Below are 19,721 nucleotides of genomic sequence, written 5' to 3' on the forward strand. Positions count from 1 at the left end.
TAGTCAGTAACTCTCTGGTGAAAAATTCAGTTATCCGGTATGTATAGCAATTGCTACACAGCAATAATCTGCTATGCTGTATAGCAAATGCTATACGGAGTGTTACCATGAAATCAGATGTCCAACTCAACCTTCGCGCCAGAGAATCCCAGCGGGCGCTGATAGATACGGCAGCAGAAATTCTGCATAAGTCGCGCACGGATTTTATCCTCGAAATGGCTTGCCAGGCCGCAGAGAATGTCATTCTTGAACGCAGAGTATTTAATCTGAACGAGGAGCAGTATGCCGAGTTTATCGATATGATCGATGCGCCGGTAGAATCTAACCCAGCATTAGAAAAACTTCTGGCAAGGAAACCACAGTGGGATTTGTAACTCAGCCTGAACCTTTATCGAGTTCTCATCAACTTGCGGAATTTGTTAGTGGTGAGGCTGTTCTGGATGAATGGTTAAAACACAGGGGATTAAAGAATCAGGCGCTTGGGGCTGCGCGGACGTTTGTTATCTGCAAGCAAGAGACAAAACGTGTAGTTGGTTATTACTCACTTGCAACCGGTAGTGTGAATCATGTCGAAGCAACGGGAAATATTCGCCGTAATATGCCTGACCCCATACCGGTGATTATCCTGGCTCGTCTGGCGGTCGATCTTTCGTTCCACGGTAAAGGACTGGGCGCCGATCTGCTTCATGATGCGGTGTTGCGCTGCTACAGAGTAGCTGAAAATATCGGCGTTCGCGCCATTATGGTTCATGCGCTTACCGACACTGCCCGACGCTTTTACCTGCACCATGGTTTTAAAGCATCACAAACGCAGGAGAGAACGTTGTTTCTCAGACTGCCGTAATAATGGGGGGCAAGGGAGATTGAAATGTGCATACTGAAGCCCTCCAGATACGATATTTAACATAATCTTTGTTATATGTACTTTAAAATCAATAAGTTACTTTTTTATGCGATTCATTGTACGCACTTAGGCATGGCTTGCGATAAATGTCACTCGGCCCCAGTCGGTTAACAGAACAGCAATATAGAACATTAAGCGCGATAGGTCAGTTATAGACGCGGACGGCGCTGTTGAGTGTCTGCTGTGAAGCAGACATTTAATTAAATAAATGACGGGATAACGATATTGCTCGTTCTCCACGGTTTACGGATTTTAAGCAAAGCTTTTTGTAAGTTATCAATTGTCACAGATCCAAGAGCAATCCTACAACGCTTATAGCGTTTATGCCTTGGGGTATACCCTAACTGTGCGACCATCGCTTACCACAAGCGAAAATTTCAATTTCATCTGGCGTGAGCCAACAACAATGAATAGCGGGTCCTTTGGGTTTCGATCACCGGTAGTTACGGTTAATCATCTTCTGCTGTACCAAGGGATGAAAAGGCTCAGGGTTCCTCCCCAGAATACGCCATCAATAAGTCCTGTTACACCGCCAAACAACATACAAAAACTTGCGGATGACCGTAATCCCGGTTGCAGATAAATGGCTGAAGTAAGTATGAACTTCATGCAAAAAGTAATCACAATCAGCCCCAGGGTCAGCGGCGTCCCAGCCCTGATAATCATGCCCGGATTATCTGAATCTCTCAGCGGTGGCTGTAAGCGCCACAACCTGTATCCAAGAGCCGTGCCTGCGAGCAGTCCTGCTGCCATCATTGAAAGGCTTGCGCCAGCAAGTGCAGTCTCAGTGATAACACCATATGCCCCCCAGACAAGAAAAAGCACTGGGAGAAAAAACAACCGCCTGATTGTCATCTCCCGGACATAAAGAGCAGCAAAGCCGCGTCGCAGTAAAAAAGCCAGCAGGATCCATATCCAGACAGGTGTATCTCTTAAAAAGATTGCAATATTCATAAGTTGTCCCAGTTACGAAAGTTAATCTTTTTCAGTACAGGTGAATCGGCACACCATTACTTTTCAGTGGTATTGTTATTCGATATTTTATTTCCTGACCGAAGAATTTTCTGCAACCTGCGTTGTTGCCATAAGGCGATTTTCCCTCGCATGATAAACACGCGTATTCCCCTGAGTATGACAAGTCCTCCCCATATAACAGCTACCACAACGGACCAGTAACTTTCCGGGGTAAACAGAGAGTTAATTATCATTAATGCTGTGCATACCAGAACAGCAGTAACCAGAATCCGATAAAACCGGGTTTCCTGTGCTACCTGAATTTTGGCTTCGCTGATGCGTTCATCAAGAGCCTGGCTGGCAACGTAAGTCTCTTCCGAGAGATCAGAAACATTTATATCAAAGGCTGAAGCAATCGCACTGAGTGTTTCCAGACTCGGCTTCTGGCCTTTTTCAGTTCGCTGCACAGTCCTTACAGAAAGAGAGGCGACTTCAGCCAGTTGTTCCTGCGACCATGCCTTTCTCAGACGATATGTTTTCACCTTTTCAGCGACAGTCATCATTGTTCCCGTTCTCTGCAATGTCTGTGACAATAATACTTGCACATCAGTCCGGCACCGTATACGACACCACCATGACAGCAAGGCGACACGCCAGTGTCATAAGGTCGGACCCCTGCACATTCAGTTGGGTCTGGGGTTGGGTGACAGCCGCAGCTTCCCGTTCTTTCCGTCGACTTCCAGCATCAGCGGAACGTCTGAATTTATGCTGAATATAGAGAAACTGAAGTAAAAGAGGAGCAGGGTTACCCCTTACTGGTGATGCCGCAGTAATGATGATTATCTCGTCTTATCCGGATTCCGGTCACAAGGTTATGCTCCGTTTTTGTGGATAACCAGCTGTCCGTCAGCATGGATCAACATATCATTCACCCGGCATAGTGGATTACCTACATACGGCTCGCGAGTCCTGCGACCAGTGTCTGTCATGATGGTGGACGCAGGGCTACCTGCGGCAAACTCCGATTCAGCCATGAAGCACACTATACCGGGTGCGCACTTTCACTGGATCCACTACACAGGGTACAGCTTTCACTTCAGTATCATCGCGTTATCAGAGCCGATCATCATTCACGATACACTGTACCAGGTAAAGTTTCCTAACCGTGCCATCACGCTATCAGGTATGGTGGCAATGACGTGATCCACTATATCGGGTACTGATCACATTCTTGGCTAAAATACACACAAAACACACAGAAAAGTCAGAAGAAAATGGACTGCATCGGGGTAATGGGGCTGACGCCACCCGGTGTAGTGGAGATGCACTATACCTGTATGGTCGTTTTTATCCGCGATCGCGGCTATCGCAGTGTTTATCCCGTAAAGCGGATAAAATGCGTTTGCAGATTGACTTTATCCTCACTAAAGGATAAAACTGAAAATATCCCCTAAAGCGGATAAACTTCTTGTGGACGTATGGCATGATAAGCTTTCCGATGATCTATAGCCCAACGCAATTAGCAAATGCAATGAAACTGGTTCGTCAGCAAAATGGCTGGACGCAGAGCGAGCTGGCGAAAAAAATCGGTATAAAACAGGCGACCATTTCCAATTTCGAAAACAACCCTGACAACACCACGCTAACAACATTTTTTAAGATATTACTGTCGCTTAAGCTATCAATGACGCTATGCGACACGAAAAATGCCTCGCCAGAATCAACTGATCAGCAAGATCTGGAGTGGTAATGCCTAAACTTGTCACGTGGATGAACAACCAGCGGGTAGGCGAGTTGACGAAGCTGGCCAACGGTGCCCATACCTTTAAGTATGCGCCGGAGTGGTTAGCCAACCGTTATGCCAGGCCATTGTCGCTTTCGCTGCCATTGCAGAGGGGGAATATCACCTCTGATGCCGTATTTAACTTCTTCGATAACCTGTTACCCGATAGCCCGATTTTACGCGACCGGATCGTTAAACGTTATCATGCTAAATCCAGACAACCGTTTGATTTATTGTCAGAAATAGGGCGAGACAGCGTTGGCGCCGTGACGTTATTACCAGAAGACGAAACCGTAACGCGCCCGATAATGGCATGGGAAAAGCTTACTGAAGCCAGACTTGAAGAAGTATTAACGGCTTATAAAGCAGATATCCCGCTAGACATGATTAGGAGGAAGATGACTTTCGCATCTCGGTTGCTGGCGCGTAGGAGAAGACCGCGCTGCTCAGAATGGGCAATGACTGGTGCATTCCGAAAGGAATAACGCCGACGACGCATATCATTAAATTGCCGATTGGTGAAATCAGGCAGCCCAACGCGACGCTCGATCTCAGTCAGAGTGTTGATAATGAGTATTACTGTCTGCTGCTGGCAAAAGAATTCGGGTTGAATGTTCCCGACGCAGAAATCATTAAAGCGGGAAAGGTGCGCGCGTTAGCGGTCGAACGCTTTGACAGACGCTGGAATACTGAACGAACGGTTTTACTTCGCTTGCCGCAGGAGGATATGTGTCAGACATTCGGTTTACCTTCATCGGTGAAATATGAATCTGACGGAGGCCCAGGCATCGCGCGGATCATGGCGTTTTTAATGGGGTCCAGCGAGGCGCTTCGCGATCGTTATGATTTTATGAAATTCCAGGTATTCCAGTGGTTGATTGGCGCGACGGACGGCCATGCGAAAAATTTCTCTGTGTTTATCTAGGCCGGCGGTAGTTATCGACTCACGCCATTTTACGACATCATTTCAGCATTTCCGGTATTGGGTGGCCCGGGAATACATATCAGCGATCTCAAACTGGCAATGGGGCTTAATGCATCCAAAGGCAGAAAACGGTAATCAATAAAATTTATCCGCGACATTTTTTGGCGACAGCAAAGGCACTGAAATTCCCGGAAGTGCAGATGCATGAAATCCTGAGTGACTTTGCCAGAATGATTCCCGCAGCACTGGATAACGTGAAGACTTCATTATCGGCAGATTTTCCGGAGAACGTGTTGACGGCAATTGAAACCAATGTGTTGAGGTTGCACGGTCGGTTAAGCCGAGAATATGGAAATGAGGGTATGAATTGATTAGATAAATTGATGTTTTTACAGATTTTGCTGCTGTTTCAAGTGTCTGATCATCACCTTTCCCTCTGGCATAAACTCGGTCCCATACCGTACAAGTCCGATACCTCTCAGTTCCGCATCTATGGCGTAACGCAGCTCCCCGGGCACTTGCTGTTCGAATAAAGTTACATTAAGGGACTGCAAACGTGGTTCATACTTGAGTAGAACACCGGCCAGCGTATCGATTAGCTCGTGGGCTGTTCCGGGCATGCCTTGCAGAATTTTGGTCATATCCGGCAAACCATAATCTGGTAGATGAGATATGGTCCCGGCCCGGGCGTTCAAGATACGCTGGATGTTATCCAGCACGGATAAAATGACCTGGTCTTCTTCGTTTACAACTTCAAGGGGAAGATCCCCTGTAAAGTTGCCAGTGAGAATTTCATATAACGATGGGGATTTTCTATTGGACATTTAGACCTCAAGAATCCGCTTCAGAGTCTTTAAAAAGTGGGAGGCCTTGAGATTTTCTCCACACCCTCACAATTTTGATAATATTATTGGGGTTCCCGTCTTCTGGTGATTCAGGATAGGCTATTAGGTCTCCTTGCTTAGGGTGCTCAGTAATAACTATGAAATGGTACATGAGCTTATCTAAGTAAGTATCTAATTCTTTCCCTTTTAGAAACTTATCTTTCCTTGTTGCTTTTCTAAATTCATGTAAGAATTCGAGAAATTCATTTTCAGTGTAATCATTAAACGTACGCATAAATTCAAACATATTTTTCTGTCTGTAATTATGGATTTAATAAAGTGTCATTTACTCTTGGAATTACATAGGGTTATAACGTTCTAGTTTAAATATCTTTGAAAATAGGAAGGCTTTGGGATATTCTCCAGTTTAAAACTGCCTCAATCAATCCTTCCGGAGTACATTTTGAATTATCCTTTGGGTGAAATATTAAATCGCTCTTTTCAGGATGCTCCGTGATTTTGTCAAAGTGATTCGATAATTTTGTCAAATAATCACTAAGAGATTCCCCCTTTGGCTTTGCTTTTCTTGAATTCTTAAAAAATTCATTCAAAAAAGCAAAAATTCTTGTTGTGTATATTCTGAAAATGAGTTTTTAAGTTCCATAAATTACCTTCTATTCATTTTGTGTGGTTTTATTAATCTTTAAAAAGAGCTAATCCATGGTTTTTTCTTGATTTTTTATTTCCTTAATTACGGATTCTGGATTGTCTTCTTCTGGGTGTTAGGGTAATATATAAAATCACTCGCAGTAACTGAGCCAACTAAGTAAATGATTTTATCCAAAAGCTTGTCCAAATAATTTTCTAATTCTGTGTTGCTTAATGATTTTTTTGATACTTGCTCGGGATAGAATTCACTTACAATTTCGGTGAATTCGTTCTCTGTATAATTGGAAATGTTTTCGCTCATCTCAGTTACATTTATCATTTCGTGTCTCCTATTTACCATAGTGAATAAATTTATGTTGAAATCGTGATGCCGATTTTACCATTCACACTGGTCTGCGCCAGACCGCATGGCATAAACCTCAGAGATCATCTTGGGCGAAAGTCATTTTGCGGGAATGATGTTAGTTATGGAGAAGTAGGAATTCCTTTAGCTCATTAGATAAATTTTTTTGCTCTACGTAATGTTTTTTCTTTTCCAGAGATAGCCTCCCCCAGAAAGGGTGCCAATATATACTCCACCATGCTTCTATATCGCCTTGTAGACTTCCGAATGTTTCTACATCCCGGTTAGGGAATACAGTGCTCGGTAGCGGTGGTTCTAAATATAAAGCGTAAATATTATCAATGAGGTTGTTGTCATTAGTTATTATATCTACTGCTGTTTGACCAAATTCTTTAAATTGATAATAGTGAAGAGTGCTGTTTTTGAGCGAATAAATAGCTTTATTGCTGGTTATCTTTTTGTTGAACCTTTCCTCGATCGTATCAACTAGCTTTGCTAAGTCATCGGATTTAATCATGAACCTGGTTGAGTATGCATATACCCCGCTCCCAACAAAAAAGAATGGTGGGTATCTTCTTTCTGAGTCTGGGATTGTGATAAAGGTATTTTCAGAATAGATATCCTGAAGGTTATTTTTTTTGCTAAATAAACGATCGAAATTAATTTTCATCAATATAATCCGCAACCAAGTCCGCTCCATAATATCCAGCGACTCCGAATATCATTCCCCAACAAGTCCATTTTTGTTACTAAATTAAGACCGTTACGCAGCAGTCATGATGATATTCTATTCATGATTCTTTGACCTAGAAGTCCTTAAATAATGGAAGCTCTTGATATTTTCTCCATTTAATTATTTCATTTAATGCACCTTCAGGCGAATCATTTTCAGGTGTGTCTGGGTAGTATATAAAGTCACTAACTTCTCCGGTCCCAACCAGTACAGTCAACATATCAAGGAGATTATCTAAATAAGTTTCTAGCTCGTTACCCTTAGGTGATGACGATGATCTATGTTCTGAGTAAAATTCATTCAATATTTTCATGAATTTATTTTTAGTATAATCTTCCAATTTGTTTTTAACACACCTATTATTAATCATAATCAGCTTTGCATTCCTCATAATGTGCAAGCAGAAATGTTTGGTTAGATTATCTCATCAGATAGCCATATTGAGTTCAGGTATTAATTCTTAACTATCTTTAAAAAGTGGAAGCCCTTGGGATTTTCTCCATCTTATTATTTCCCCGATCACCCCATCAGGGCTATCTTCACGGTCGTCTGGGGGATAGAATAACAATCCATTACCTTCAGGGTGATTTACAATTAGGTCAAAGTGCGCAACTAAATTATCTATATACTGCTGCCGCTCTTTTCCTTTTAATTTTTTTGGGTTCGTGAAAAATTCATTTAAAAAGGTTCTGAACTCATCCTCTGTATAATCCTCAAGCTTTGGCTTAAACTCCATAAATCACCTATTTTTCTTTGAGTGTAAATTAATATGATTTCTAACTGTGTTTACGCGCATGTTTTCAAAGTCATAAACAGCCCCACTATCAATAATACGTTCTATATGGTGTATTTCAAATCTTTTTCTTCCACCAACTTGTTCTGGCACTATGCTGAAAGGAGCATTCCCATCTCTTATTTCCATCTGGTTAACCCTTTTAAACTGACTCATCAATTCAGGACATTCTGCCACAGCAAGCCAAAACTCTTCTCTAAAATGGTCAAAGTTACGGAAGGGTTTTCCTCTAAGTTTATCAGCAACCTGCGCAGGTACAGGTGCCCCCAGACCAGAGCTCGCAGCCTCAAGCCATTTCTCTGAACCTGATAGCGTCTCCCCCTTCCCTGTTGCCACACCTGGCTCATCCCTCGCGGTTTTGAGATAAACATAAATCGGCTTAATCCCTGAATCCGCAGGGAACACCAGAATGTAATCGTTAAGATCGCGTTCTTCCGGCACCGGGAAAGGTGGTGTCGTGTATTCATCTTTACCGTCAGGAATTGGCGTGACGAGTATTGTTGCCTGGTCTATTGGCTTGATGTCGCTGCCGGTATGTGAGGGAAGGTCACTGCCCTCAGGTCTCTCTGGCGTCCAGGTAATCAGCGGACCATCGGCACCGTGAGCTGGAGTGAACTCATATTGATTATGCTCACTATTCCACACCATGTTTGCTGTGCGGACACCTTCATACGGGGTACCTTCACCCGTATGGACGCCATAGACCCGCATGTTGCCCTGTTCATCCTGGCGCCAGAAGAATCTCACCCGGGTTGTCGCTTTTGCCCCGGTGATGGCTTTCTGCCGCAGCTCTTCCTCGTACCAGAATTCATCCCGGCCAGGAACCCTGTCACTCCCCTCGCCCGCAGATGGAACGTAGAGTGCGGACATCATCGCTCCTACATACGGAATTCCCCGGGCCGCGCCCAATACGCCGGTCAGGGACCATTCTCCCCAGACCTGGGTCATCACGCCCGTAGCAGCCCCAAGAGCAAGTGGTGCAGCCGTTGCCTGAGCGCCCCCGGCGTCAGGCTTACGCTTTTTGGCTGACTGGGCATGCTGAACGACTTCATCATCTGCATGCTCATGCTGATGGCCATAACCGCAGCAGTCGTCCTCGACAGGCTGGGCAAAAATTGTCATCTGTCCAAAGTTATCAACGGGCTCTTCGGCAGTACCGGCATCCGTGCAGCCTTTCTCCTTCAGGCAGGATTTTGCATACACCGGCGTCACCCACGGGGTGAGCGTTTCGGGATTGAATTCTCTCATGGTCGCTGGAGGCGGTAAGGATAAGGCCTCCGGAGGTTTAGCACTGGCTGATGCCGCCATCGTCCTTTTCACCTTCCGTACATACGACGCTGTCGTACCATACTCGACCTTCCCGGCCTCAAGCTTCAGATAACTGCCACCACCAATCAGCGTGATACGTTTTTTTCCGGCAAAGGAGATGTCACTCGCTGAGCTCAGCGTCAGCTTCTTCTCAGCGAACAACCGCATACTGGCGTTTTGCGCCTGGACATCTATTGGCCCTTCCCCGGATTTCAGGCTCAGTTGACCGGTGCGGGCAAAGAGCCCCAGCTTCTCCCCGGTCAAAGCGGTCGCATTGCCCATCACTCCAGCACTGAAGTCTTCTCCGGCGTTAAGCGCAAGGTTCCGGCCCGCGGCCAGCTGCATATCTTCTCCACTGGTCAGTGCCATGCCTTCCGGCGCCGAGAAAAGCACCGCTTCATTGAGCGGTTTCAGCCGCTGCTCAAACATCTGTATCTGGCTGTCGACATCCCCCTTCAGCGCCAGGGCCTTTTCTGCGGCCATTTCCAGTTGTTGCAGTTGCTGATTAAGCCTGTCGATTTCCTTCAATGCAGCATCCATGTCCAGAGCATCACCCTGCGCTTTCGCCTGGACATCCGCAGCGACAAAGAGTCCCTTTCCTGCTCTCAGGACTCCCCACTCATCGGTGCGCAGCTCTGTGCCTTTACCGCGAAGTTGTCCTTTGCTGTTCACCAGGTGCCCGTTGTTGAGCTGCGTTTTACCGTATTCCGTGGCGAGTTTGATGTGCTCCTCACCACGCTTGTCTTCCATCCGCAATTTTGAGTTGGCCGGTGTCCGGAGGATGTTCCGGGTATGATTGTCCCGGTTCACAAGATCGGGATGTTCGGAGTCGTGTAGTGCACAGGCGATGTACGGCAGATCAATATCGCCATTGCTGTACGCAATCGCCACTTCGGTGCCATCGATGAGCGGCGTATGCCAGCCCAGCGTTTCACCGGCATAAGGCTTCGCCATCCGCAGCCAAAGGTAGCCGTAACCGGGTTCCGTCCCCTCCCGGTCGAAGTCCTGCTTCACCCGATAGCGCCCCTGCTCATCCAGATGTGCGTAGGTATCATTTTTTTCGCGACTTTCGATCCGTGCCGGAAGCGTACCCGCGATGACCGGACGCGGGATCTCTGCCGGACGGAAGCAGTAACGTTCGGTGTAAGGCTGGCCCCAGACCGACACATGCAGACGGGAATCACGGGCGCCCCGGAAGGTCACCAGCGTAAGGATGACGCCCTCTTGCAGGGCCGTAATGACATCGCCCTGCGGCTCCAGCACCTGCCCGGGTGTGAGGTGTGCAGCATTGCTGAACAGGTGAATACGGGCCGACCTGTTGAGCTCCCGCTCGTGGTGAAGTCGGGCCCAGAACGCGCCAGATTCGGTTTCCGGCTCCGGGCTGGCATCGTCTCCCGCTTCACGATAAGGGGCTGCGTAGCGGTAATGCTCCCCGGTGGTGACCACATCATTACGCACGCTGACCGCCGCATTCATCGGCATGGTGGCTGTCCGGTAGTTGTAATCACGCGTGGTGACAGTGCCGGTGGCAATGTTGTGCCAGGTCCGCACATCCCAGACCGATTCTGCCACACTGTCGAACAACCCCGACGGCTCGCTGTAGGGCAACTGCACATCAAACTGATAGTTAAGCTGGCTGTCGGCCAGTATGTAAGTATCCAGACCGCGCACGTCGTCCATCTCCGTACGCCAGTAAATACCCACCTCAGACAGAATGCGCTGAATGAACTGCAAATCCGTTTCCCGCCACTGAGTGATAATTTCACGTGGTGGGTAGGTGCGCTCCAGTCTGAATTCAAAATCGGGACCTTCCAGACCGTGTTTACGCAGCACCTGCTCAACCACCTCAGGAACAGACTGGTTCTGATAGACCACGCACTGTCGGGTATATCCCAGGAGCGCCAGGCGCGAACTGATCGTAAGCCGGCAGTGAGACTGGTCCTTTGAGGTGGAAAGCCATTCCAGGCGGGTCACCATGCCGTGCACACTTTTACCGCTCCGCATCCGGAAAGAGGCATATTTCATCAGCACCTCTTCCGGGGGGATATTCGCCTGAAGCGTTGTGAACTCGATGTCCCAGCTGAAGGGTTCGCTCAGTGCTTCCCTGCCGTAAAAGCGCAGAACATCCGGCTTCACTGAGCTGTCAAAAATATCCAGAAAATATCGGGTCTGTCCGTCAAAAAGCGCTAACCAGTTATCCATCACGTCACTCCTTCACCGGCACGAGGCTGAGCCAGCCATCACCCAGTTCAATCGTGCGGGGGGTGTCCGGGTCCAGATCGTCACGGGTCAGCACCAGGCGCCAGCGGTTGTCCTTCTGATCCGGGCGGTTAAATAATCCCACCACCGCCACGAACTGAGCGTCTTCATCCATGGGCATATTGAGTGTCATGCTGCCTTCTGGCATCACCAGCAGCTCTTTAGACGCCAGTACGTCGTCTTTAAGTACCGTATCGGCATTGCGCAGCAGTGTCTGGTAATCGGCGGCATCAACCGCTTTACGATCCCTGAGCTGATAAACTCTCACCATCGTTGCCAGCGGTGTCTGTGCGCCATCAGCGTTAATGGCCGTACGCGGGGTAAAATCCAGATGCAGCGTTTTGATTTTCTTGTAGAAGATGGATTTCGTGATGCTGACCGTACCGTCCGTGACAGTCTGAGTCAGACCGCAGCCAGCGAGCAGGCTACAGGCAATAAGCGTCAGCGCCCACCAACGGGTTACTGTTGCCATTCAAAAGTTCCTTTATTGAGAGTGGGAGTACGTGATTATTCGAAGCGGTAGTGCCCGTCTTCAGCGGACGGTAGCGCAGAACATTGCAACCCTTCATAGCAGCCCAGACTGACGGTCAGACTTCCCCGACTATTGCTGAGCTTGCCTGCTTTCAGGCCCAGCAAGCCGGTGCGGCCCAGCTGGATACGTCTGCCTTTGCCAAGGCGTGGCTCAGGCAACAATCGTACGGGTACGGTGAGGCGCAGTCGGGCGTCACTGCGGTAGCCGAGATAAACGCGCAGCAGGACCAGTAAATCGGTATGGAGGAAACCACCTGGTAACCACCCTTCGGCTTCCTCCGGATCTTCTGTCTCCAGCGTCACCAGTACCCGACTGCATGCTTCCTTTGCCGTTTTACCCAGCGTGGCTCGCTGAGAAAGACAGATGCGGTTCCCGGTACCCAACCCGCTACGGTTATCGATATGGACCTTAACCGGATCGGGCTCGGTGATAATTGCCCGGGTATTCGGTGCCAGTAGGCTTACCAGGGCCCGAATGCCTTCTGCATTGCGGGTGGGTAATCGCATGGTACCCAGCAAGGCCAGAAAGCGTGAAACCGGCGTTGCCACCTGTTCAGCGGTGCCCGGTATACCAAGGCCGACCAGCCCCAGCAGACACTGAGATGTGGCATCGCGGCCACCTGCCTCGAAGGTGGCCGGCCAGGCGTATTTCCGCCAGATCCGATAATACTGGGTGGTGATACGGTGGCTGAAAATATCCAGAAACGAGGTAACTGCCTCGTGCCCTTCGCGGCGCTGCGCAATGTCGTCCAGCCAGGACGTCGGCAGAGGGGAGTCCACGCCATATATCCCCAAAAATGTCGTACGGACCGTTGGGGGTAATTCCGGGTGGTCTTCGTCAGTCTCCACCGCTTTGAGGGTACTGACCGGGAAACCCATACCAGGCCAGGGCCTGAAGCGGACCGGATCGTTGGCTGGATGGCTGGAGGCGCCCAGTTTCGGCGCGTCCGGATTTTCCTGCTCCAGCAGCTGGCAGAAACGATAAAAATTGGCCCGCCAGATATCTTTGCTCAGGACTAGTGTTAGCCCGGGACGTACTGGCTGTGATTCTCGCGCCATCTCAGTCGTTTTCCTGTCGGTTGCAGCACCAGCGTAAGCTGGTTGAAGAGGTGAATATCAGCGTAGCGCGCGAAGAACCGGTGCAGCATTTCGCCGAAGAGATTCACATCCCCCTCGCCTGCAAAATTATCCATGTTCAGCGTGACCTCTATGTCTACTCCCCGGAGCATAAAGCCCTTCTCAAAACGGCGGAGCAGGGTGTGCTTCACGGCGACGATAGCTTCAAGCCGACGTCGGTTCATTTCATCATCGGTCCAGTCGTACAGCGCCAGCGTTCCCCGCAGGACTTCCGGATTGTCCATCATGCTGAGGAAGTTTGAGCCGAGGTGGCTCATCACCCGCCAGTGAAAACGGTCGTTTGCAGGGGGATACAGCGGTATCGTCGGTGCGGTGACGTTCAGTACCCTGACGGGCACTTTGCCGGTTTTTGCCACCCTGTCCAGGAGCGTACTTTCCAGCGCTGTGCGCGGAAGCTGCCCGTTGGTACCGGTTATTCGCATCGAAAGGGATTCTGGTTTATCGGACAGCTGCTCCAGCTCGAACGAACGCCCCCCGAGAATCAACCAGGTGTCATACAGGCCAGAGGGGCCGCGTTTCACGCGGGTGTGGTAATAACGTTCAGGGGCATCGTGGCGCATCATACCGCCCCGGTGCCGGAAGCTGGTGAACGGTACATAGGGGTGTTTGCCATTCTTTACCGCGCCATGGATATCATCGACGCTGTAAATCTCGGTGTGACCATCCTGAAGACGCAACGGCCTGAGCAGGTATTCGTTATCCAGCGGGTTAAGCGTCAGCGGATCGGCCTCCAGGGTGAAGAGGTTGATGACCGGTGCACAGTGCAGCCGGAAGTTTTCCGTTTCAAAAGGCAGATCGGATGACCAGGCTTCACTGAGCACGATGTCGATTTCAAACCAGGAGCTGGCTTCAGTTAGCCCGATGGTGTCGAGGCCACGCAGTTCAACAAACATAAATTTCGGTCGGAAGCTGAAATACTCCAGCAGCAGCTGGTAACCACTGAAGGCAGTATCGGCTTTCTTCCACAGGCCGTCATTGTCGTCAAAGCCCATGGGTTTGCACCAGCCATCAAACTGATGACGTTCGGTGTATGTCCCTGAATGGCGGGCGTACATGGCGTGAACGCGACGGGTCAATGCCAGGTGGAGTGCTGAACTGATCGGACTCTCTGCGTTGAGGAATATGGCGACTTTGTCGATCCCGGCTTTGCTCCAGTCCACTTTTTCAGGGCATTCGAAGCGCAAACGGATAGCAGAGCGGCCATCGGTTTCAGTATGAAGGCGGGCATCCGCAAGATGCAGTGGTTGCAGAGGAACATCGCGAGTCGTCCGGTACTGGCAGGCGGTTTTATGCGGCCCGACAGGGCGTGATTGTACGGAGAAACCTTCGGCAAGAAGTTCAGCCTGACGAAGGCCACGCCAGTCAGGAGAGAATTCGACGATAGCCAGCGACGGGATGGTCCGCATATAGTGTGGCCACAGCAGACTCACCAGCCCTTCGGTCAGTTCCGGCAGGTCATCATCCAGCTTCTGACGCAAACGGCCCATCAGGAAGGCAAAACCTTCAAACAGGCGCTCTACATAAGGATCGCGGGCGCCGGGTTTATCCAGATTAAGCATCGCTGCCCGATCCGGATGGGCACGGGCGAACTCTTTGCCCGCCTCACGCAGATAGCGCATCTCTGCTTCGTAATAGCGAAGGGTTAAATCATCCATGCATGGTATTCCTGAAAATTATTAAAGAGAATATTAGCCACAGAGCACCATGGCACTGGCCGGGTCAATGGCGATCAGACCCACCAACGGGCTTTATCAGATTCACTGTGACCGGCTTTCATTCGTAGCAGCTTCAGGCGTTGGGCCAGGACTTCAAACAACAGAGCGGGCTCCGAGTCTTCCAGCGTCAGCACTGGCGAAACGTCATCTACCGGCATGGGGCAAGTGAATCGGTTTCCCGCCACTTATCAACCTGACTGAATACACCTGAAGACCAGCCATCTACCTGTTTAGCAAAGGCCAGCACAGGATGAATGCCTCTGTTCATATTTACTCAACACCTTCAGTGCCAGCAGCAACGTTAAAAATGGACGCGGGCAGCGTAAATCCCTGTAGCTTTAGTAAGGCTAGCGGACCGTCGCCCAGCTCGCTGCGCATGATGAACTTCAGAGGATTGCTATCGGCGGTGATCCACACCAGTTGTGTACGGCTGGCATCGAGTGGAGTGATCAGGGCTTTGTCCAGCAGGCGAATGAAGCCCCAGTTACCCTGGTTACTGGCGAAGAGTTGCATACCGCTGTTTACACTACGCCAGATGAGCGACACACCTGGATAGTAAGTATTCCCCGGCCAGGTGAAGCTCTGCCAGCTTTCCATCTGATTGAAGTAATCCAGGTTCTGCTCATCGAGGGTAAGCTGCACTCTGGCAACATCCCGTGAAGGACGCGCCATCAGTTCGAAGTGAACACTCGCATCGCCCTGAGAGAACATGATATCTGACAGTTCCGCCAGCTGATTAATCGCCCGGAGAAAATCCGGACTCACAACCATCCCCTGACTTGCGGAAGGATCAACGACCCAGCGATTCCCTTCCTGGCGGAGGATCCCGCCGAGATTAGTTTTCAGGAAGGTAGTGATTCGACCCGAGTCGCTACGCAGGAACTGAGCCAGTAGCGGCAGGGAGGCATCGCTGCCGGTGGCTTTAAACGGGTACCGTCCCGCAAAGGCCTTATTCCACTGATCGACAATGGTTGTCTGCCAGCGGACATTGAGGCTACCCGCAGCCGGGGCAATTACCTGCCGCCAGGCCAGATCAAGCGGTTGCACAAATAACGACTGGCCAAATCCATTCCACCCCTGCCCCAGACTCGCCGCAACCAGACTGCCGTAGTCGCGGGTATCGGTCAGATCGATGGCTTTGCCCTGGAATACTGTCTGGGCCAGCATCTGCGACATAGCCTGCGGATCCGGGGCGCTGGTGACTTGCTGAAGCTTCAGCCGCACCTGAGTTACGCGGGCCAGCCAGGACTGGAAACTGAGGTTACCGTTGGCACCGGTACCCTCTTTACCTTCCATAAGCCCCATCAGCGGTCCAAACACGCCATCAAGCGGACCTTTAGGGCCCTGTGCCTGTTCAATAAACTGTCTGGCATTTTTTTTCTGACCGATCAGCTTTTTCGCTGAGTCCACGATTGAATCAGCCAGAGCCTCACCTTTCTGCCCTGTTTTCCCCTGCCAGGCCAGCGTGTTCATCAGTGCCACTAGCGGGGACTGGCGGACATCACCGATCAGACTGAGCTGGGCAATCGCCTCAGACAGTGACGTGGCTTCCTGCCACTGTATGCTGTTGACCATGTTGAGCCAGGCGTTACCAAAATCGGTGAAATAGCGTTCAGTCAGGCGGGCCTTCAGCGCCTCCGGGGAGATATCGCTCCCTGTCTGATGGGTCTTGTCCGACAGTACCCAGTCAATTTCATCGCGGCGGGTTTTCACGACCTCATCAATCGCATCCTGTACCTGCTCTTCCCAGGCCTGACGCGTAAACATTCCAGGAACGACTTCATCAGTGCTGAATACCGTTGAGGCATCGGTGTCGCCAGTCATATCAGCAAGCGTTAAATCAGGCCAGTTGCTGGCCACGCGCTTAAGCATCTCCTGATATAACCCGGACTCAGCGTTCCGCTGGCCAATTTGCTTAAGCAGAATTTGACGGACTGTGCTGATTAATTGGGCATCAGGCTTAATTTTCCATTCCGGATGAGCCGGGAGGTTTTGCGCATAAAAACCCAGCAGTTTCGGTGCGATGTTCTGCCATATGCCATCCGGCACATTCTGGCGTTTCGGTAAGGCTTTCAGCGCGTTTTTTGCCAGCCAGCCGGCGTCCGCTTTGTCCGGACGCGCCAGCATCAGATAACTTTTGAGTATGTCATATGTATGCTGTGTGCCCTGCGTACGGGCATCACTGGCAGGAGGTAGTTGCACAAAGGCATTCAGCTGCTGCCTGAGACTGTCTGCTGTAGCATCCCTCATTAGCTGTGCGTTATTTTTCGCATACAGCGGCCAGAGTGCGGCCAGCGTGTCGCTGTCCTGATTAAGACCAAATCGTGTGTACCATGGCGCGCCGGTCGTCTCACGATGTTGCAGACGGGCAATGGCCTGCTGGAGTACGAGCTGATTGTGCAGACGTTCAGCCAGTGATTTTGCAGTATCCGCTGCCTGTCTTGCCGTTTCCTGCGCCTGATAAATCTGAGTACGGTTAACGATCAGAGACAGCAGTGTAGCGGCCCCCCACAGGACAATCAGGGAAAGCAGAATTAACCGCAGCATCTTCAGCCAGTCGAAGCCCAGCTTCCTGCCGCTGACGGCATCACAGTCATCAATGACGGCTTTCCAGGTCAGTGTGTCGGGGCGTGTGTTTGGGACCGAACCGACAACGGCCACTTCAGGACTGAACATGACACCGCGTAAACGCCAGACCGCAGATCCCTGCATCAGCCCGCCGAGCAAAACATCCAGACTGGCTTTCAGCTCCTGCCGCAGTTGGAGGGATAACTGAAGCAGACCGAAATCAGCCGGATTATTCAGTATCTGTGCCATACCTGCTTTTTGCAGATGCAGTGCCAATGTAGAAAACCCTTCACCCGCGTCTTTCACGGTGCCATCAGGCCCGAATATGACCCCTGTCGCAGCAGTTTCCGCGCCCTGCTGAGCATCGGTGGCGTTGTCAGTCAGCCACAGCCAGACAGGCACCTGCCAGCCCAACTGATGGTCGGCTTTCTGACGGTAACGCAGGAGGGCATCCCGTTCGCCATCCGTTGGAAGGGCTGAAATACTCATCACCTGAATGATGCCATCAACCGGTTGCCCGGATCGCAGGCGCTTCAGTTTTGAAAGGAAGATCTCGTCCGGAAGTGACTGCGCGTCACCGCCATAAATCAGCACATTGCCGTCGCCTTCCTGCCAGAGGTCATTACACAGGCCCGGGGCAGCTTTGTGAACGTCGTCCTGGTTGCCCATCACCAGAAGGAGTCGCACTCTACGCTTCCAGCGACGTCCATAGCGAAAGCGCAGGTGTTCGGATACGGCGTCTTCGCTGAAGACCGGTTCATCGTCGTCTTCTTCACCGGGAATGGTGCTCATTACCGGAGTGACGCTCTCAGCCTTTTTCCGTCCCCACTGGAAATACAACCCAGATTTACCGGCGAGGTCGAAAGCCTTCTCCGTCAGCCAGCCGAGTAAAAACAACGTGGCAACCAGTATGGCGCAGAATGTGAGTATCCGTTGGCCGTCATACGGACCGAAGCCGGTGGCCGAAGCTACGTTTTCCGGAAAGGCATAAAACAGAAATGCCACGATGGCTGTCAGGAAAAAGGCGACAGTTACAACGGAGCCGATGAGAGTTTTTACTTTTACCTTAGACATTCTTGGGCGATTCCTTGCGAACTTCTTCTTTGGTGATGACAGCGATCCAGACGTCGTCTTTGTCAGCGGTGGGTTGGGCGGCGATAACCTGCGGGCCATTATCTCTGCATGCCACTGAGGCAAGAATAACAGCGAGCCAGGGGGCGGCACGTCTGGCATATCCCAGAGCAGAATCAATGCCATGATTGTCTTTTGACAAGCTGAATGTTACCCCGTTATCTTCACAAGCCATATTCCATCCACTTCCGCCTGAAAGGACTGGACCTGTATACCAGGCCGTTTTTAGTGCCTCAGGGGCTGTTGCGGCCCATAACAGCGCCCTGTCCAGCGTTTTTACAAGCTGGACTTCCTTACCCTTTTCTGGGCGATGAAGGCATACTGCATCTGGATAGCCAGCAGCCTTACGGTTGCTGAACACCACAAGAGTAATGGCATCGGCGTCACCTTCATCAGGTTGCGCGGGCAATGAAAACGTCACCTCTGCAAGAATGCCTGGAGTGTTCCAGCGCTGATCAAGCCAGGCATCAAATCCCGCCAGACCTTTGCCTGCGAGGACTCTGAAAACTCTCCCGGTTCTGGCCGTGAGTTCATTTCTGAAGTGCTCCTCCAGTCCGGGACGGATATCATCGTCACAGTCCAGCATCAGGCAGCAAGGAATATCCTGCGAAAGGATGTCGGTAATTTTTTGTACATGGGCGACGAGTGTTGACGTTACAGAGATGAGTTCTGTATCCAGAGCTGTCTGAAAACTGGGTAAGGCTGCATACCTGACAGCAGATTTGGAACCACGTGGCGTGGAGGTCTCTGAAGCTGGAACAGTATGATTAACAGCTTTAACCAGTGCAGCGGGAGTATTTCCTGAAAAGTGTTGAACATAGGTATCGAGTATCCAGCCACAGCGCTGACCACGACAAGTTTCGCTATCAATAAGCGCTTCGCGTTCCGCATTCCTGGACTCAGCCCCTACCTGCTCTACTTTATATGCAAACCTGCGCAGGGAGAAAAGAAGCCCCCAGAGACAGAAAGGCAATCCCAGCGCAGTAAACCAGAAAATAAAGCCAGTGCGTTCTGCCGTCCAGTTCCAGAGCGTTAACGCAATTCCTCCTGACATGACAAATGCCAGGAACAGCAGCCATCGGCGGGTATCAGGTCGTGGAACCTTCGACGCCTTTTCAGGGATAGCATCCAGCAGGACTGGCAT

17 protein-coding genes and 3 pseudogenes are annotated in these 19,721 nt (G+C 50.4%); 4 read left to right on the forward strand and 16 right to left on the reverse strand.

The genetic code is table 11. The annotated features are described in order from the left end of the window. Positions 1-107: 107 nt before the first annotated feature. Positions 108-374 (forward strand): DUF1778 domain-containing protein, encoded by a 267-nt coding sequence (locus FEK66_RS07805; protein ID WP_130209503.1) that lies wholly within the window; start codon positions 108-110, stop codon positions 372-374. Beyond that, entirely contained in the window at positions 362-844 is a 483-nt protein-coding gene (locus FEK66_RS07810) for a GNAT family N-acetyltransferase (protein WP_130209501.1), read from the forward strand. The genes FEK66_RS07805 and FEK66_RS07810 overlap by 13 nt, the downstream gene beginning before the upstream one ends. Before the next feature lie 513 nt (positions 845-1,357). On the opposite strand, the gene FEK66_RS07815 is transcribed toward FEK66_RS07810, so the two are convergent. From FEK66_RS07815 to FEK66_RS25635, 3 genes are all read right to left on the reverse strand, one after another. Further along, entirely contained in the window at positions 1,358-1,858 is a 501-nt protein-coding gene (locus FEK66_RS07815) for a DUF6622 family protein (protein WP_130209499.1), read from the reverse strand. A gap of 56 nt (positions 1,859-1,914) precedes the next feature. Then, complete coding sequence (locus tag FEK66_RS07820) at positions 1,915-2,418, reverse strand: helix-turn-helix domain-containing protein (protein WP_130209643.1); 504 nt, start codon at positions 2,416-2,418, stop codon at positions 1,915-1,917. 312 nt (positions 2,419-2,730) lie between these two features. Then, the gene (locus FEK66_RS25635) at positions 2,731-2,892 is read right to left on the reverse strand and encodes a hypothetical protein (RefSeq protein ID WP_165382765.1); all 162 of its coding nucleotides are present in this window, start codon (positions 2,890-2,892) and stop codon (positions 2,731-2,733) included. Between the two features lie 449 nt (positions 2,893-3,341). On the opposite strand from FEK66_RS25635, the gene hipB reads away from it, so the two are divergent. Both hipB and FEK66_RS25640 read left to right on the forward strand, forming a co-directional pair. Further along, positions 3,342-3,608 (forward strand): type II toxin-antitoxin system antitoxin HipB, encoded by a 267-nt coding sequence (gene hipB, locus FEK66_RS07825; protein WP_130209497.1) that lies wholly within the window; start codon positions 3,342-3,344, stop codon positions 3,606-3,608. Then, positions 3,608-4,937, forward strand: a pseudogene (locus FEK66_RS25640) (type II toxin-antitoxin system HipA family toxin). The gene hipB and the pseudogene FEK66_RS25640 overlap by 1 nt, the downstream one beginning before the upstream one ends. Before the next feature lie 18 nt (positions 4,938-4,955). Here FEK66_RS25640 and tssE read toward each other — a convergent pair. From tssE to FEK66_RS07910, 13 genes and pseudogenes are all read right to left on the reverse strand, one after another. Next, positions 4,956-5,390 carry a type VI secretion system baseplate subunit TssE gene (tssE, locus tag FEK66_RS07845; RefSeq protein WP_130210702.1) on the reverse strand — a complete coding sequence of 145 codons (435 nt, stop codon included), beginning with the start codon at positions 5,388-5,390 and terminating at the stop codon, positions 4,956-4,958. 7 nt (positions 5,391-5,397) lie between these two features. Beyond that, complete coding sequence (locus FEK66_RS07850; RefSeq protein WP_130210704.1) at positions 5,398-5,697, reverse strand: bacteriocin immunity protein; 300 nt, start codon at positions 5,695-5,697, stop codon at positions 5,398-5,400. Positions 5,698-6,520: 823 nt separating this feature from the next. Beyond that, on the reverse strand, positions 6,521-7,072 hold the full coding sequence (locus FEK66_RS07865) for a hypothetical protein (RefSeq protein WP_130259207.1): 552 nt from the start codon (positions 7,070-7,072) through the stop codon (positions 6,521-6,523). A gap of 136 nt (positions 7,073-7,208) precedes the next feature. Further along, the gene (locus FEK66_RS07870) at positions 7,209-7,505 is read right to left on the reverse strand and encodes a bacteriocin immunity protein (protein WP_165382762.1); all 297 of its coding nucleotides are present in this window, start codon (positions 7,503-7,505) and stop codon (positions 7,209-7,211) included. Between the two features lie 90 nt (positions 7,506-7,595). Next, a complete protein-coding gene (locus FEK66_RS07875) occupies positions 7,596-7,871 on the reverse strand; it encodes a bacteriocin immunity protein (RefSeq protein WP_130210710.1) in 276 nt (91 codons plus the stop codon). A 3-nt stretch (positions 7,872-7,874) separates the two neighbouring features. Continuing rightward, on the reverse strand, positions 7,875-9,176 hold the full coding sequence (locus FEK66_RS25945) for an S-type pyocin domain-containing protein (protein ID WP_346475856.1): 1,302 nt from the start codon (positions 9,174-9,176) through the stop codon (positions 7,875-7,877). Positions 9,177-9,203: 27 nt separating this feature from the next. Further along, a pseudogene (vgrG, locus tag FEK66_RS25950) lies at positions 9,204-11,438 on the reverse strand (type VI secretion system tip protein VgrG); the annotation flags it as partial. 4 nt (positions 11,439-11,442) lie between these two features. Then, positions 11,443-11,967, reverse strand: coding sequence for a type VI secretion system lipoprotein TssJ (tssJ, locus tag FEK66_RS07885; RefSeq protein WP_135408881.1), 525 nt, complete (start codon positions 11,965-11,967; stop codon positions 11,443-11,445). 35 nt (positions 11,968-12,002) lie between these two features. Further along, a complete protein-coding gene (gene tssG / locus FEK66_RS07890) occupies positions 12,003-13,085 on the reverse strand; it encodes a type VI secretion system baseplate subunit TssG (RefSeq protein WP_130210716.1) in 1,083 nt (360 codons plus the stop codon). Continuing rightward, entirely contained in the window at positions 13,049-14,818 is a 1,770-nt protein-coding gene (gene tssF, locus FEK66_RS07895) for a type VI secretion system baseplate subunit TssF (RefSeq protein ID WP_130210718.1), read from the reverse strand. Before tssF ends, tssG begins: the two co-directional genes overlap by 37 nt. Positions 14,819-14,851: 33 nt before the next feature. Then, positions 14,852-15,018: pseudogene (locus tag FEK66_RS07900) on the reverse strand (type VI secretion system protein TssA); the annotation flags it as partial. Positions 15,019-15,148: 130 nt separating this feature from the next. Beyond that, complete coding sequence (locus FEK66_RS07905; RefSeq protein ID WP_135495485.1) at positions 15,149-18,520, reverse strand: ImcF-related family protein; 3,372 nt, start codon at positions 18,518-18,520, stop codon at positions 15,149-15,151. Further along, positions 18,513-19,721 carry a hypothetical protein gene (locus tag FEK66_RS07910; RefSeq protein WP_135495484.1) on the reverse strand — a complete coding sequence of 403 codons (1,209 nt, stop codon included), beginning with the start codon at positions 19,719-19,721 and terminating at the stop codon, positions 18,513-18,515. The genes FEK66_RS07905 and FEK66_RS07910 overlap by 8 nt, the downstream gene beginning before the upstream one ends.

The sequence above is a fragment of the Escherichia sp. E1130 genome (assembly GCF_005781065.1).
GTDB lineage: Bacteria > Pseudomonadota > Gammaproteobacteria > Enterobacterales > Enterobacteriaceae > Escherichia.

Bases quoted from the DNA above. Each gene is read 5' to 3' on its own strand.
- FEK66_RS25635 (WP_165382765.1), bottom strand. From the start codon at position 2,892: ATGGCTGAATCGGAGTTTGCCGCAGGTAGCCCTGCGTCCACCATCATG.
- tssG (WP_130210716.1), bottom strand. From the start codon at position 13,085: ATGGCGCGAGAATCACAGCCAGTACGTCCCGGGCTAACACTAGTCCTG.
- FEK66_RS25945 (WP_346475856.1), bottom strand. From the start codon at position 9,176: ATGAGAGAATTCAATCCCGAAACGCTCACCCCGTGGGTGACGCCGGTG.
- FEK66_RS07815 (WP_130209499.1), bottom strand. From the start codon at position 1,858: ATGAATATTGCAATCTTTTTAAGAGATACACCTGTCTGGATATGGATC.
- FEK66_RS07865 (WP_130259207.1), bottom strand. From the start codon at position 7,072: ATGAAAATTAATTTCGATCGTTTATTTAGCAAAAAAAATAACCTTCAG.
- FEK66_RS07850 (WP_130210704.1), bottom strand. From the start codon at position 5,697: ATGTTTGAATTTATGCGTACGTTTAATGATTACACTGAAAATGAATTT.
- tssE (WP_130210702.1), bottom strand. From the start codon at position 5,390: ATGTCCAATAGAAAATCCCCATCGTTATATGAAATTCTCACTGGCAAC.
- FEK66_RS07910 (WP_135495484.1), bottom strand. From the start codon at position 19,721: ATGCCAGTCCTGCTGGATGCTATCCCTGAAAAGGCGTCGAAGGTTCCA.
- tssF (WP_130210718.1), bottom strand. From the start codon at position 14,818: ATGGATGATTTAACCCTTCGCTATTACGAAGCAGAGATGCGCTATCTG.
- tssJ (WP_135408881.1), bottom strand. From the start codon at position 11,967: ATGGCAACAGTAACCCGTTGGTGGGCGCTGACGCTTATTGCCTGTAGC.
- FEK66_RS07820 (WP_130209643.1), bottom strand. From the start codon at position 2,418: ATGACTGTCGCTGAAAAGGTGAAAACATATCGTCTGAGAAAGGCATGG.
- FEK66_RS07870 (WP_165382762.1), bottom strand. From the start codon at position 7,505: ATGATTAATAATAGGTGTGTTAAAAACAAATTGGAAGATTATACTAAA.
- hipB (WP_130209497.1), top strand. From the start codon at position 3,342: ATGATAAGCTTTCCGATGATCTATAGCCCAACGCAATTAGCAAATGCA.
- FEK66_RS07805 (WP_130209503.1), top strand. From the start codon at position 108: ATGAAATCAGATGTCCAACTCAACCTTCGCGCCAGAGAATCCCAGCGG.
- FEK66_RS07875 (WP_130210710.1), bottom strand. From the start codon at position 7,871: ATGGAGTTTAAGCCAAAGCTTGAGGATTATACAGAGGATGAGTTCAGA.
- FEK66_RS07905 (WP_135495485.1), bottom strand. From the start codon at position 18,520: ATGTCTAAGGTAAAAGTAAAAACTCTCATCGGCTCCGTTGTAACTGTC.